This window comes from Variovorax paradoxus NBRC 15149 (assembly GCF_001591365.1).
Taxonomy (GTDB): domain Bacteria; phylum Pseudomonadota; class Gammaproteobacteria; order Burkholderiales; family Burkholderiaceae_C; genus Variovorax; species Variovorax paradoxus.
In genome coordinates, this window is record NZ_BCUT01000001.1 from 2,417,103 (window position 1) to 2,430,179 (window position 13,077).

11 protein-coding genes are annotated in these 13,077 nt (G+C 64.6%); 3 read left to right on the forward strand and 8 right to left on the reverse strand.

Annotated features, from left to right (window positions below):
• Position 1: 1 nt before the first annotated feature.
• On the reverse strand, positions 2-1,297 hold the full coding sequence (gene tssK, locus VPA02S_RS11235; RefSeq protein ID WP_230537948.1) for a type VI secretion system baseplate subunit TssK: 1,296 nt from the start codon (positions 1,295-1,297) through the stop codon (positions 2-4).
• A 243-nt stretch (positions 1,298-1,540) separates the two neighbouring features.
• Entirely contained in the window at positions 1,541-2,197 is a 657-nt protein-coding gene (gene tssJ / locus VPA02S_RS11240) for a type VI secretion system lipoprotein TssJ (RefSeq protein ID WP_244883444.1), read from the reverse strand.
• 23 nt (positions 2,198-2,220) lie between these two features.
• Here tssJ and VPA02S_RS11245 point away from each other — a divergent pair, with 23 nt between their 5' ends.
• Genes VPA02S_RS11245 through VPA02S_RS11255 form a run of 3 tightly spaced genes read left to right on the forward strand, consistent with a single transcriptional unit; the run spans position 2,221 to position 5,378 of the window.
• Positions 2,221-2,592 carry a TssQ family T6SS-associated lipoprotein gene (locus VPA02S_RS11245; RefSeq protein WP_230537943.1) on the forward strand — a complete coding sequence of 124 codons (372 nt, stop codon included), beginning with the start codon at positions 2,221-2,223 and terminating at the stop codon, positions 2,590-2,592.
• Between the two features lie 43 nt (positions 2,593-2,635).
• Positions 2,636-4,576 carry a type VI secretion system-associated FHA domain protein TagH gene (tagH, locus tag VPA02S_RS11250; protein ID WP_062363804.1) on the forward strand — a complete coding sequence of 647 codons (1,941 nt, stop codon included), beginning with the start codon at positions 2,636-2,638 and terminating at the stop codon, positions 4,574-4,576.
• Complete coding sequence (locus VPA02S_RS11255) at positions 4,569-5,378, forward strand: PP2C family protein-serine/threonine phosphatase (RefSeq protein WP_012745372.1); 810 nt, start codon at positions 4,569-4,571, stop codon at positions 5,376-5,378. The genes tagH and VPA02S_RS11255 overlap by 8 nt, the downstream gene beginning before the upstream one ends.
• A gap of 19 nt (positions 5,379-5,397) precedes the next feature.
• Here the strand turns inward: VPA02S_RS11255 and VPA02S_RS11260 are convergent, their stop codons facing one another.
• The 6 genes from VPA02S_RS11260 to VPA02S_RS11285 are packed head-to-tail and all read right to left on the reverse strand — an operon-like array spanning position 5,398 to position 13,063.
• Positions 5,398-5,784 carry a DUF4150 domain-containing protein gene (locus tag VPA02S_RS11260; protein ID WP_012745371.1) on the reverse strand — a complete coding sequence of 129 codons (387 nt, stop codon included), beginning with the start codon at positions 5,782-5,784 and terminating at the stop codon, positions 5,398-5,400.
• 25 nt (positions 5,785-5,809) lie between these two features.
• Complete coding sequence (locus VPA02S_RS11265) at positions 5,810-6,511, reverse strand: DUF3540 domain-containing protein (RefSeq protein ID WP_244883446.1); 702 nt, start codon at positions 6,509-6,511, stop codon at positions 5,810-5,812.
• A gap of 16 nt (positions 6,512-6,527) precedes the next feature.
• Positions 6,528-7,604, reverse strand: coding sequence for a pentapeptide repeat-containing protein (locus VPA02S_RS11270; protein ID WP_012745369.1), 1,077 nt, complete (start codon positions 7,602-7,604; stop codon positions 6,528-6,530).
• Positions 7,601-10,261 (reverse strand): DUF2169 family type VI secretion system accessory protein, encoded by a 2,661-nt coding sequence (locus tag VPA02S_RS11275; protein ID WP_012745368.1) that lies wholly within the window; start codon positions 10,259-10,261, stop codon positions 7,601-7,603. The genes VPA02S_RS11270 and VPA02S_RS11275 overlap by 4 nt, the downstream gene beginning before the upstream one ends.
• Positions 10,261-10,701 carry a DUF3592 domain-containing protein gene (locus VPA02S_RS11280; RefSeq protein WP_244883448.1) on the reverse strand — a complete coding sequence of 147 codons (441 nt, stop codon included), beginning with the start codon at positions 10,699-10,701 and terminating at the stop codon, positions 10,261-10,263. Before VPA02S_RS11280 ends, VPA02S_RS11275 begins: the two co-directional genes overlap by 1 nt.
• 28 nt (positions 10,702-10,729) lie before the next feature.
• On the reverse strand, positions 10,730-13,063 hold the full coding sequence (locus VPA02S_RS11285) for a type VI secretion system Vgr family protein (protein WP_062363806.1): 2,334 nt from the start codon (positions 13,061-13,063) through the stop codon (positions 10,730-10,732).
• Positions 13,064-13,077: the final 14 nt, after the last annotated feature.

Genomic DNA, 13,077 nt, shown 5'->3' on the forward strand with positions numbered 1-13,077 from the left:
CTCACGGACGAATTGCCCAGAACTCCATGGCCAGGCCCGGAAAGTCGCCGGCCAGGTGCATTGCAACGCCGCCCGATTTTTCGAGCTGGCGCCACATGTCGCCGCTCTTGTCGAGTTCGAAATAGTGGTAGCCCGCGTTGTATGGAATCTGGCGCGGCGCCACCGGCAGCGGCCGCACCGTGACGCCCGGCAGCTGCAGCTGCACGAGGTCGCGGATGCGCTCGACCGAACCGATCTTGACCTGCGTCGGAAAGCGCTGCTGGATCGCATCGGCGGGCAGGTTGGCATGCACCGCGAGCACGAAACCCGCGTTGCGCACCAGCACCGGATCGGGCATGCGGCCCACGCGCACGCCGTGGCTGCGCTCCTCCAGCTCGATGGCGATGGCGCTCTGTTCGAGCACCGCCGAGAGCGAGCGCCGCAGCTCTTCCATCAGCGGCCGGATGGTCTCGTTGAGATTGTCGTGGTCGTACTTGGGCCACACCACGGGGCGCCGCGTGGGCGAGGTGTGCGTGGCGAGATGGCAGGCCAGCTTGAACCAGTCGATGAACAGTTCCTCGGGGTGCACCTGCACCGCATGCTGCGCATGCCAGGTCGTGGCGAGATAGCGGTTGACGAGTTCGAGCAAAAGAAAGTCGGAGACCTCGCTCACGCCGCCGCGGCCCGGCTGCGAGAGCCGCGAGGCCAGCGCCTCGGAGCGCTGGGTGAGCAGGCCGTGCAGTTCGGCAACCATGCTGCGCAGCATGGGGTGCGCCGATGCATCGAGCACCGGCGGAATGTAGTTGGCGTCGATCACCAGCTTGTGGTCGGTGCGCCGTTCGATCACGCGCACCGCGCCGATGGCCTGCCACTCCGCGGTGAGCGACGACGCGCGCGCAAGCCGCAGGCGCGGCTTCGCAAGCTGCAGCACCGCCGGGCCGAGCGCCACCGAATTGCCGTCGGCCACCTCGCGCTCGATCACGCCGAAGCGCGCGGCCGAGCCCTCGTCGTCGGCAAAGATGACCTCTTCGCTGCCGGTGCGGCGCAGCGGCAGCGCGAGCACGATGAGTTCATCGGTCAGGTCGCTCGGCACCTCGTAGGGCAGCGGTGCATCTTCGGCGCCGAACGAGAAGGGCGTGCCGTCGGGCAGCACACCGGCGCCGCCGAGCAGCGACACGCGGCCGAGCGCGTGGGCATCGCGATCGATGTCCAGGCTGAGCCATCCCCAATAGGCACCTTGCAGGCCTGCGGTGCGGCGCGTGACGTACTGCTCGACATAGCGCTCCAGTTGCTGGAAGTGCTGCGGCCGCAGGTACATGCCTTCGGACCACACCACGCGATTCGCCAACGCCTGCGGAAGGGCGCCCTGCTTGCCGGCACCCGGATTGCGAACTGTCACCAAAGAACCTCCTGGGGAGTGCCCACACTGAAGCGGGAGGTGCCCGTTAACGGCCTCCCGATTGAATCGGTTTTTTTCTCTGATGCTACACGGCGCTTCTTACGTTTTGCACCGCATTTAGCGTGCGAATTTCTCGCACTTTCTAACTACAAGGCCGCGAAATTAACGACTTGGTAGTAACTCGATGCCGCTCTTGCGGATCGCGATGCGCACGTTTTGCTCGCTCGGAGAAAACTGCCACACCTTGTAGAGATTGGTTTGCTTCGGCTCCTTGAGCGGCAGCACGATGCGCCAGCGTGCGGCCTCGAGCTTGCGGTAGCCGGCGATGATGCCGATGGCACGCGAGTCGAGCCCTGCCTCGCGCTTGAACACACGCTCTTCACCGCTGCGCATGATGGCCTGGTCGGCGTTCACGAGTTCCGCTGCAAGCGTTTCGCGGTCGCGGTCCTGTAGTGCAAAGTAGTCTGCCGTCTCGAAGTTACCGGAAGATTTCAATTCGAAGACCTTGACGAGAATCGGTGCCGGCTGGCCGCGTCCGTCGGGGTTGACGCCATCGTCGATCTTGATCGTCACGGCATAGGGCGTGGGCAATGACTTCGCAGTCGATGCGCATCCACTGAGGCCACCCAGCAACGGTGCGGTTGCAAGTGCGCCTTGAAGCAGGGTTCGTCGATGCATTGAGATCTTCCCTAGTGGTTCGCGGCCTATATTATCGAAGTCGTGCGCACGAATCGCGTCGCATCGCGTGCCTGTCGCATGACAGCGGCACACTATCTCAAGCATTGCCTTTTGCAAGGTAGGAGAGAAGATTGAAGTCATGTCTGCCTGCTTTGGCGTTCACCTTGGTTCTGGTTGCTGGTTGCACGACCACGCCGCCGCCCGAGCCGCCGCAACCCGAACGCCTGAGCCAGCAAGTCGCGCGCAGCACGCTCGAGCGCGCGCAACAGGCCTATGACGAAGGCGACTACGCCAAGGCCATCACCACGCTCAAGAGCGGCGGCGTCTCGGTGTTCGACGCCGCAGAGCCGGCCACGCGGCTCGAGGCCATGAAGCTCGAGGCCTTCAGCTATTGCGTGGCCAACCAGGTGCCCGAATGCCGCGCGCAGTTCCGCAAGCTCATCGATGCGTTCCCCAACTTCGACCTCACCGTTGCCGAACGCAAGCACCCGGTGTGGGGCCCCGCCTTCGAGGCCGCCAAGCGAATGAAGCGTTGAACGCCGCAAGGGAGCCACGGCTCGACATCAACACGGAGATGCCATGCGTTGGACGGTGATCGAACATGCCGGCAAGCCGGTGGCTGCAGGCCCTTCGGCCTTGCTCGCGGCGCCCGGCGGAACCATCGGGCGCAGCCCCGACAACCACCTGGTGCTGCCCGACGAGCAGCGCCAGATCTCGCGCCTGCAGGCCACGGTGCGTTTCGACGACAGCGGCGCGGCGGTGCTGCGCAACATGAGCGCGGTGCTGCCCATCGGCGTCAACGAGCGCACGCTGCAGCACGAGCAGGAGGCGCCGATCGCCGAGGGCGACCGCGTGACCATCGGAAGCTATGTGCTGGTGGCGGGGAGCGGGCAACGCACCGCGCCCGTCGAGCCCGCCGCGCCGCTGATGGCGGCTGCACCGCCGCCGGCCGCGCCTGTGCACAGCGCATTGCCCGCCAGCACCATGGCGCCCGCGCCGATGGACTCGCTGCTGCCGGCCGCCCCCGTCTCCGATGTGTTCTCGGACCTCTTCGGCGCCGGCGCGCTGCCGATCGGCGAGACGCAGCCCGTGACCGTGGCGATGCCGCCGCCGACCGTGCCGGCGCCACCGCCTGCACAGGTACTGGCCGCTGCGCCGGTGCCTGCAGCATCGCCATCGCCAGCCCCCTCGCCGGCAAGCGCGCAGGCAAGCACGCAGGCGAGCGCCTCGCAGATTCCCTCCGCCGCCGATTGGGATGCCATCCTCGCGAATGCGCCGCGCCGCGAGGCGAGCGCCTCCGAGCCCATGCCCGACCCGATGGCGCACGAGCCCTTCGAGCTGCCCTCGCAGGCACGCAGGAACCCGGTCGATCCGCTGGCCGAGCTGAATCCGCGTGCGGAAGACAGCATGTCCGACGTGGCGCTCAAGCGCGGCATGGACCCGCTGTCCTTCTTTGCCGCCGACAACGACGCACCCTCGCCGCTCTCCGATCCGCGCCCCACCGCGCTGACCCACGAAGATCCGCTCAGCGATGTGCATCCGGCCATCGATCTGCTGGCCAGGCCGGCGGCGGCCCCACAGGGCTACAGCCATTCGAACCATGCGCGGGAACTGGCGGCGCAGTTCAGGCCGCCGAACCCGGTGCCCTTCGATCCGCCGGCTGCGAAGCCGGCCGAGCCGCGGGTGTCTGCGCAGGTTGAGCCGCCACCTTCGGCGCCACCACCACCACCACCACCACCACCGCCACCGCCACCGCCACCACCCCCGCCGCCACCGCCGGCACCGGTGCCCGTCGCGGCCCCGCGCGTGGAGAATGTTGCGCCGCCCGCACCGCAGCAACCGAAGCCTGTTGCCGCGCCCTCGCCCGTGGCCGCGACGCCAGTTCCTGTCGCGGCGCCGCCATCGGCCCCCGCCTCTTCAGACGAACTCTTCAGGGCCTTCCTCGAAGGCGCCGGCGTGCCCGACGTGGCCGGCCAGCAGCCGCTGGATGCCGAAGCCATGCGGCGCCTCGGCCGGCTCATGCGCGCGTTCACCGACGGCACCATCGAGCTGCTCTCGTCGCGCGCCATGCTCAAGCGCGAAGTGCGTGCCGAGATCACGATGATCGTCGACGAGGAGAACAACCCCTTCAAGATCCTTCCCAACGGCCGCGCCGTGCTGATGCAGATGTTCGGCGCGCGCATGCCCGGCTTCCTGTCGCCCGAGGCCGCCGTGCACGACGCGCTCGGCGACCTGCAGTCGCATCAGCTCGGCATGGTGGCCGGCATGCGCGCCGCGCTGCTCACGGTGCTCAAGCGCTTCGATCCCGCGGCGCTCAACACCGCCACGCCGCACGACGGCGGGCTGGGCGAAAAACTGCTGCCCGGCGGCCGCGAGGCGCGCCTGTGGCGCCAGCTGCAGAAGCTGCATGCAGAAACCACCGCGGCCGTCGAGGACGACTTCCAGGCCGTCTTCGGCCGGGCCTTCCAGCAGGCCTACGACAAGGAGATGGAACGCTTGAAGGAGGCGCGCCGTGCTTGAGACCACCCCCCGCGCGTTCGCGGTGCCCATCTCGACCTCGCAGTTCTCCTGCGTCGGCGAGCGCAGCGGCAACCAGGATGCGATCGGCTACCACCTCGATGAATACAGCGCCTGCTTCGTCGTGAGCGACGGCGTGGGCGGCAACGCGGGCGGCGAGCTGGCCGCGCGCATCGCGGTCGATACTGCGCTCAACACCTTCGTCGACAACCCTTCGGTGGCGCAGCACGACATCCTGCAGGCCGTGAAGGCCGCCAACGACGCCATCCTCGCCAAGCAGCGGGAGCTGGCCGACCAGAGCCGCATGAGCGCGACCATCGTCTCGCTGTTCGTGGACCGCACCAGCGGCCAGGCCTGCTGGGCCCACGTGGGCGACAGCCGCCTCTACTGGTTCCGCCGCGGCGCGCTGATGCAGCGCACCGAGGACCACAGCCTTTCGGAGCGCTCGGGCGAAGCCGCCCTCGGCAACGGTGCCAACGGCGGCGAACGCCTGGTGAAGACCAACCTGCTGTACCGCGCGCTCGGCGCCCGGGCCACGGCGGAAACCACCGTATCGACGCCGCAGCGCCTGGCCGATGGCGACGCGTTCCTGCTGTGCACCGACGGCCTGTGGCAGCTCATTTCGCAGCAGGTGATGGAACGCTCGCTGCAGCTGGCCGACAGTGCCGAGGAATGGCTCGCACTGCTGCGCCGCGCGGCCGAAGCCAAGGCGGACGAGTCGCGCGACAACTATTCGGCGCTGGCGGTGTGGGTGGGGTTTCCGCAGCAGGTGACGCTGGCGGGGACGGCGCGGCCGGCGGCATGACAAGCTCCGCTCGCCACTCTCAGGCGGCGAGCATCAGCACCTTGAACTGGCTCGGCACGATGCGCATGCCGACCATGTTGGTGGAATTCTGCAGCGTCAGGCTCGTCATCCGGGTGGCAGGAGTTCCCTTGAGAAGAACGGTAAAGGCGCCCGTCAGATGGCGGGACTGGCCCATGACCGTTTGCGACACCACACCCATGGCGACGCCCGCGTTGTCGCCGTTGGTCAGCGGCGTGACGGTGGCCATGTTGTGCGCCGGCGTGCACATGTAGAGGATGTTGTACGCGTTCGGTATGGCCGTCGGACCCAGCGCGAAGTCCGGATAGGGGATCGGAATGGCCGGCGGCGTCTTGCACACATCGGGGAATGCGAGATCCATTCCCATCATCTGGCAGTTGGCGAACATGCGTTTCTCCTTGGATCCATGAATATCAGCCCATATGAATCTGCTTGGCATCGACCTTGACGATTTCTTTCGCCGTCACGACGGTGTTCTTGCCATGCAAACGCGCCGTCTCCGCGGCTTCGTAGTCGATGCGTCCCGCACGCAAATGCTCCACGTCCTCGGTCATGCGAAATGCCGTCTTGCTCAGATGCACGAGACGGTCCATCACGGCTTCGTAGACCCTGCCGATCACACGGATCGAAAGCACGGTGGTCACCGCCTCCTGTCCCTGATATTGGAGCCGGTCCACCCGGCAATCGGCATCTTCAGCGTTGATTCTGAGGTGCGGTGCATCCAGGCTCAGGCCTTGTTCGCCACGCATCGCGATGTGCGTCGAGCTCTCGACGGTGACCGCTCCGCGCTCCGAAGCGAGCGTCATGTCTCCCGCCACATCGATGCGCGACGCGCTTGCGTCGGCCTGCTCCGCCACTGCCGTCAGGTAAAGGCGGGTTGCGTCGGGCCCCGTCACCAGCACGGTGTCACCGACGGCCGGGCGCAGCAGGCAGCTCGCTGCCCGTGCGCATCGCAGCAGTTGCCGGCGTTCGGTCTGCACGCTGTAGATTCCCCCGGGCAAGACGCCCGTGACGATGCCGATGGTGTTGACCATTCCGCCCTGCTCGGACGCATGCGCGGCTTCGCGTGGTGAATCGTCACGAATGGCCGTCACGGAGGAAACGCGTGTGGTCATGATGAAGTTTCCAGTTTCAAGAGGGATATGCGCCCGGACGCGCGAGGCGGCGTGCCGAGAACTCCTCGGCGGCAAACAGGTCGGGGTCGTTCAACAGCAAGCCACCACGGTCGCCATATCTCGTTCCCCCCTGTTGCGCGCGGTGAACCTTGGTGCGCAGGAAGCGAGCGCCCCGCAGATCGGCACCACGCAGATCGGCGTGAGAAAAATCGGCGTATGTAAGGTCCGCCCTTGCGAAGACGGCATGGCTGCAGCTGGCACGCTGGAAGATGCACTGCTCCAGTTTCGCGTCGGAGAAATCGGCTCCGCGCGCCTGCACCTCGACCCAGATGCTTTGATTGAAATGGGCGCCGCGGCAACCGACGCCATCGAGCTTGGCCGACGGAAAGAGGCATTGGGGCGCATGGACCCGGTTCAGGCTCGCACCTTCGAGCTTGGCGCCCTTGAAGTTGCATTGCACAAGCATGGACTCGTCAAAATCGCATCCGTCGAGTTCTGCGTCGATGAACTGGCAAAGCAGGAACTTCTGCGCATTGAATCTCTGTCCCGAGAGCTTGGCCTCGGAGAAGACAGCCTTGTCGAACCGGCTGCCACGGAAGATTGCCGATCGAAGATCTGCCCGGTAGAACACTGTCTTGTGCAGGAGCGTCGTGGAAAAGTCGGTGGCATCGAGCGAGGTCTCGGAGAACACCAGGGCTTCCGACAGCACATTGACGAACGAGGCGCGGTCGAGCGTGCAGTTGGCGAAAGAGGCAACGCCGGCATTTGCGTCATCGAGCTTTGCGCCGGCCAGTCCACATTGGTAGAAGGCGGCACCGTCGAGCGTGGCGCCGACCATCCGGATCCCGGTTGCATCGCAATGCTCGAATGCACAACGGTCCACATGCGCGGCATCAAGCCGGGCCCCGGCAAGCTTGCACTGCTTGAAGATGCTCGCATCGAGCTTGGCACCGGACAGATCGGCATCACTCAGATCGGTCTCCAGGAAAATGGCACCCGTGAGGTCCATGCCCCGAAAGTCGAGCGCTTGAAGTTGCTTCCGAGCGATCGTTTCTCCGCCATGGATCATCGCCTGCACACTGGCCGGGGTCATTCCACCTTCTCTTTCTTGCGCAAGGGAACTGTCTTGACCTGCTCGACATAGGCACCGTCGAAAAGCGTTCTGTCATCGATGAGACATTGCGACAGGTCCGCCCTGAACAGGTTGGCACGACGCAGGTCCGTGGACACGAGCACCGCCTTCTGCAGGATGGCGCCGCTGAGATCGGCATCCAGCAGCGACGCCCGGGTCAGGTCCGAACGCACGAACATCGCACCCTTGGCGTCGGCACCCTCCAGGTTCGTGCGATGCATCGATGCCCCGGAGAAGTCGCTGTTCTCGATCCGCGCATTCGCAAAGTCCGCTTCGTCCAATGCAATACCACGCAGGCTGCAGTCGCGCAGCATGGCGCCTCGAAAGCAGACCTTCCTCAAGCTGCTCTCTCCCACGAAGCAGGTGGTCGTCAAGTGTGCGGCCGAGAAATCGAGACGGCCTGCGCCATCGGTGTTGACCCATCCGCATGAATCGAGCTCGGCGTGCGCGAAGCTCAGCTCGTTGACATCGCAATCGATCCACGACATCTTGTGAATCCGTGCGTGGTCGAAGCGCACGCCATGCATCACGGACTTCTCCAGCACATGGGCATAGGAGATGGCGGCACGTTCGAAGCTGCACCTCTCCAGGTGCACGGTCATGAAATTCAGCTCCTCCATGGTCGCATCAGAAAAATTGCATCCCTTGGCAACCATCTTGTCGAGCACCATCTTCATGAAGCGCGCACCCGAGAAATCCGCATCCTCGCATCGTGCCAATGCCATGTTGGCACGATCGAAAATCGCACGGCGCATCGACGTGCGATGCAGGCGCGCTCTCGCCAGCACCGCTTCGCTGAAGTCGGCATCGTCGAGCCTGCTATTGCTGAAGTCCACGCCCTCGAGGAGTGCTCGATGCCATCGGGTGCCGTGAAGGTCCATGTTCGACAGGTCGGCACCGGTCAGATCCATGTCCGAGAAATCGCGCGAACCCGCGAGCACGCGCTCGATTTCGGCCCGCGCCCTGTCGGACTCGTCGGGCGGCATGGCGTCGGCCGCGTCCTGGTACTGCGCCATGCTGCGATAGCTCGCGAGCAATCCTCTTTTTGCCTCGGCCGTCACCCTCCTGAGTTCCGCGAGGCTCTCCGGGGGCGCGGGCGGCGCGCCTACCGCCGCAGAAACACCCGAGATTCCGTCTACGAAAGGCCGGGGGTCGAAGCGCGGAGGCCCCTTGCCCTTGGCCGCTTCTGCTTTCGCGAGAAAGGTCGAGGTATCGAAGCCAAGCTTTCTCGATTGGACCGCATTGGCATCGGCGGCCTTGCCGATGGCCTCCCGCCCCTTCGCCAGCTTCTCCCGCTGCTCCTGCACCATGGCTTTCATCTTCTGCACATAGGCCGGGATCTCATGCAGCTTGGGCGGGGTGGTGATCGGCGGGGGCGGCAGGGCGAACTTGGCCGGATCTCCGCCGCTCGCCTTGAATGCTTCGGCCAGTTTGGCTTGGGCACGTTCGGCGCGAACTTTCATGTTGCGGGTGAGCGGGTCGGCGTCCCTGTCTTCTTCCTGGCTGTTCTCGAGCCACTGCCCAATCGAGTTCGGCGGCAGCAATTGATCGTCGCGCAATGCGTAGAGTGCGCCGTTCTCGGGATCGCAGCGCTGAATCAATACATCGCGGTACGAAGCCAAAGGCCGTTCCGACCCACCTTCCTCCATGGCAGCCATGACGTGGCTGATGTCGGATGCGTCGTCTTCCTCGATGCCGATGCTGCCGTGGTACACCAGCGCGACCTGCTCTCGATGGGGAAAAAACCAGGCCGTCGTGAGCCGCAGCGAGACTTCGTCAAAAATGCCCGACGCCAGTTGCCGGTTCTTTGCTTCACGGACGATGAACCCTCGCGCCTGCCAGTCGGGCAGGCGGCCGCGTTGCACCGGATCCTCCGGATGCATGTTCAGGATCTCGTAGCTGGCACCGGCCAGGCCGCGTTCGCCCAGCGCCAGCCACTGGTCTTCGGAGGCTGCATTGAAGTAGCCCCAGTCCATGTCCCTCGCGAAACCGGGATAGAGGTTCTGCTTCCAATGCTCGTCGTAGTCGCGCCCCATCTTGCGCATCCGCGAAGGCCTTGCCACATCGATCGGGCCGAAGCCTGCGGGTGCAGGCACCTGGCCCGGCCGCCACAGCAGTCCGTTCGCGTGTTCGATGTTGGGCACGCGCCGCACTTTCAACCCCTCGACGATGTCATCGTCATGTCCGATGCCCAGGGGGTTTTCTGCGAATCCCGGGCCCCCGAAGGCCTTGCGCCAGTCAAGGCGGATCGCATCGAATGGCTGGGGCGCGGTCGCCCGGCCGTCGATCCAGAATCGGTCGCCGAACACCAGGAGCGTTTTCTTGCGCGCCCCGACTTGCACGCTCACTGCACAGCGAGACTTGTCCGGCTGGTGCGCCGTGTGCGCAAAGCCCGATACGATGAATTCGGCATTGTCCTTGGGCATGCCGAGATCAAACACCGTGTCGCCGCCCAGTTCATCGGTCAGGGTCTTCCAGATCTCGGGTTCCGGCACAAGCTGCTGCTGCTGACCCTTCAGGTTTGTCATTGCGATGGCGGTCATCGCCAGATACTGGGCGCCGTTCCTCAGGTAGGGGCGCGTCAGGATGCTCAGGCGCAGGGGCTTGATGGTTTTCATCAGTAGGCGCTTGACGGTATTTCCAGCGGCGTGCGCTCCCGATCGATCGCCACCCGATCGGGCGCATCTCGCGCATAGATCACGTCGATCTTCTTGCCGACCGAGAAATTGGCCAGCAGTCCGAGTTCGATGAAAGTCGCAACCGTCACTTCGTGACGGTTTCCCGCCGCGTCTTCATATGCGAGCAACAGATCGGTGGCGGCGACTTCGTTGTTGCCATAGTTGCCGTTCTTGGTCAATCGATTCGCCTGCCTCGAGATGCCGACCACCACACCTTGCGCGCGCACGCCTTGGCCGCGCAGTGCTTGCCAGGTTTTTTCTTCGGCCATGTAGCGGGCGTTTGCAGCGTATGAGGAAACGATAACGTGTACCCCAAACACCCCCGCAATACCGCACAGGCCGAGGCACAGGGTTGCCGCCAGGATGTTCCACCAGCTCACTTGCGTTCTTTCGAAGGAATGCCGCGCATCAGGCCTTCATGAAAAGGCTCTTGAATGCCACTGCGATGTAGCCGGTCTTGAGACTGAGTCCGACTGTCGAGATGCCAACGGGATTGAGCTTGTATTTGAACTTCGCATCGATGATGCTGGTCACGGACAGGTTGATGAAGACGCCGTTGAACTGGCCGTTCACCCCCGAGAATTGCAGCTTCACGCCATTGACATCGACTGCCGCCACATTGACGCCCGTATGTTCGAGCGTTCCGTGGTTGTCCGTGTTGCGCCACCAGCCTTCCTTGGCTGCGTTGACGGTGTTGTCGCCCGCATTGATCGTCCGCCTGTCCGAGTTGTCAACAATGTCCGGCGCGTTATTGATCGTGGGTCCGGTCGTGGTGGTCGTGCTGCCCCCCGTGACGACATGCGTGTGGTTGCCCAGGACGTTGCTGGTGACCCCGCCATTCACCATGAAGGTAAGGCCGCCGCTGATGGTCTCGTTCACGCCGCCCGTGATCGTCTGGGTCACGCCGCCGGTGATCGTCGAGTTCACACCTCCACTGATCGTCTCGGTCGCACCACCGCTGATGGTTTCCGTGAACCCTCCGCTGACAGTGCGCGTTTCGCCGCCGCTGATCGTCTCGGTCGCGCCGTCCGAAATCGTCCGCGTCTCGCCGCCGGAAACTGTCTCGGTCGCTCCGCCGGTCACCGTGCGAGTCTCTCCGCCGTCGATCGTCTCCACCGCGCCCTCGGTGATATGACGTTCTTCGCCGGCTTTGTAGGTGGCCGATTCATGCCCCACGATGACGGTCGTGCGCGTGCCACCGGTGTCGTGGGTCTCGTTCTTCTCCACCGAGACATTCAGGTCGCGCTCTGCATGAAGCGCTACGTATTCAGCGCCCATCTTGTCTTCGAAGACGAGCGAGTTGGCGGTTTCCGGCGAGCCGCCCGGCGTAGAACGCGTGACGAACCCGCTCTTGGTCTGCTCGCCCGGCAGATTGAAGGGTGGCATCTGGCGCGGGTTGTAGACCCGCCCCACGACGAGCGGCCGGTCGGCCCGCCCGTCGACGAAATCGATCACCACTTCCTGGCCGATGCGCGGCGTGAAAACAGCACCGAAGCCGTCGCCTGCGATGACATGGGACACACGCACGAAGCACGAGCAGTTCTCGTTGCGGCGCCCGCTGCGGTCCCACCGGAACTGCACCTTGACGCGGCCGTACTGGTCGGTCCAGATTTCCTCGCCTTCGGGGCCGACCACCACCGCGGTCTGCGGACCGGTGGTCCTGGGGATCTGCGTGATCCGGGGTGCCCTGAAGGGCAGGGACGTCGGCTGGACGACAAAGTTGAAGCTGTATTCGCCCGGTGCGGCTCCGGTGGCGTAGCCGCCTTCGCGCAGCATGTAGTTCACCGAAACGATCAGGTACTCGCGGTTGTCGTCCGACCTCGGCGAGTTCTGCATCGAGAAGGTGTAGCCGGGCGCCATGCCCCGGACCGTGGCATGGCCCACGCTGCGCTCGGCCATCGACTGCGCTTCTTCCAGCCGCACGCGCGCATAGTGCTCGCCTTCGCCGGGGTTCGTGTACTCGCCGAGCCACTCGTACATCTCATAGCCCGAGTGGTCGTACGGCTGCGGCATGGAGCGGGCACCGCTCAGATCGGCGCCCGGCGTGGTGAAGTTGTAGTCATCCACCGCATAGCTGCCCGAGCGGATCTCGGCCGTCACTTGCCAGTTGTCGATGACCTCCATGTCCTCGGTCACGTCGCGATCGGCCGCGAAGTAATTGATGGTTTCGTAGCCGGACATCGGCTCGTGCATCGTGACGTCGTCGGTCAGCACCAGCGTATGCTGGTTCTTGTCGTGCTTGAAGTAGTAGTAGATGCCTTCGAGTTCCATGAGCCGGCTCACGAAGGCAAAGTCCGTCTCGTTGTACTGCACGCAGTGCTCCCACTGGCGATAGGTGCCGGTGAGCTTCTTCTCGAAGGCGAAGTTGTAGTCGCCGAATACGTCCTCGAGAACTTCGACGACCGTCTTGTTCTGGAAGATCTTGTTGTCGCTGGAGCGCGTGAGATACCAGAGCCATGGGCGCACCGAAGCACGATAGACGGTGTGGCGCGAGGTACCGCCTTCGCGTCCGATCATGGAGAAGCGGACCACCTGGCCGTTCAGGAAACGGGGCGCGCCGGCCGTCTGGATCTCCAGGGCCATGGGTTTTCCGAGCACCGCCTTCATGTCGATCGACGCACTCGGGCTCAGCAGGTCGACCTCGAATTCGAACAACTGCGACAGTCCCTCGGTGCCATGCATCGAGCGGAACTGGAGCTGGTCTTCCCCAAGCGGGGTGTGCGCTCGTACGACTCTGGCCATGAGTTTGTCTCCTT

Excerpts from the sequence above, each read along its gene's own strand:
- tssK (WP_230537948.1), bottom strand. The coding sequence starts at position 1,297 with ATGTACCTGCGGCCGCAGCACTTCCAGCAACTGGAGCGCTATGTCGAG.
- tssJ (WP_244883444.1), bottom strand. The coding sequence starts at position 2,197 with ATGACTTCAATCTTCTCTCCTACCTTGCAAAAGGCAATGCTTGAGATA.
- tagH (WP_062363804.1), top strand. The coding sequence starts at position 2,636 with ATGCGTTGGACGGTGATCGAACATGCCGGCAAGCCGGTGGCTGCAGGC.
- VPA02S_RS11260 (WP_012745371.1), bottom strand. The coding sequence starts at position 5,784 with ATGTTCGCCAACTGCCAGATGATGGGAATGGATCTCGCATTCCCCGAT.
- VPA02S_RS11265 (WP_244883446.1), bottom strand. The coding sequence starts at position 6,511 with ATGACCACACGCGTTTCCTCCGTGACGGCCATTCGTGACGATTCACCA.
- VPA02S_RS11270 (WP_012745369.1), bottom strand. The coding sequence starts at position 7,604 with ATGACCCCGGCCAGTGTGCAGGCGATGATCCATGGCGGAGAAACGATC.
- VPA02S_RS11275 (WP_012745368.1), bottom strand. The coding sequence starts at position 10,261 with ATGAAAACCATCAAGCCCCTGCGCCTGAGCATCCTGACGCGCCCCTAC.
- VPA02S_RS11285 (WP_062363806.1), bottom strand. The coding sequence starts at position 13,063 with ATGGCCAGAGTCGTACGAGCGCACACCCCGCTTGGGGAAGACCAGCTC.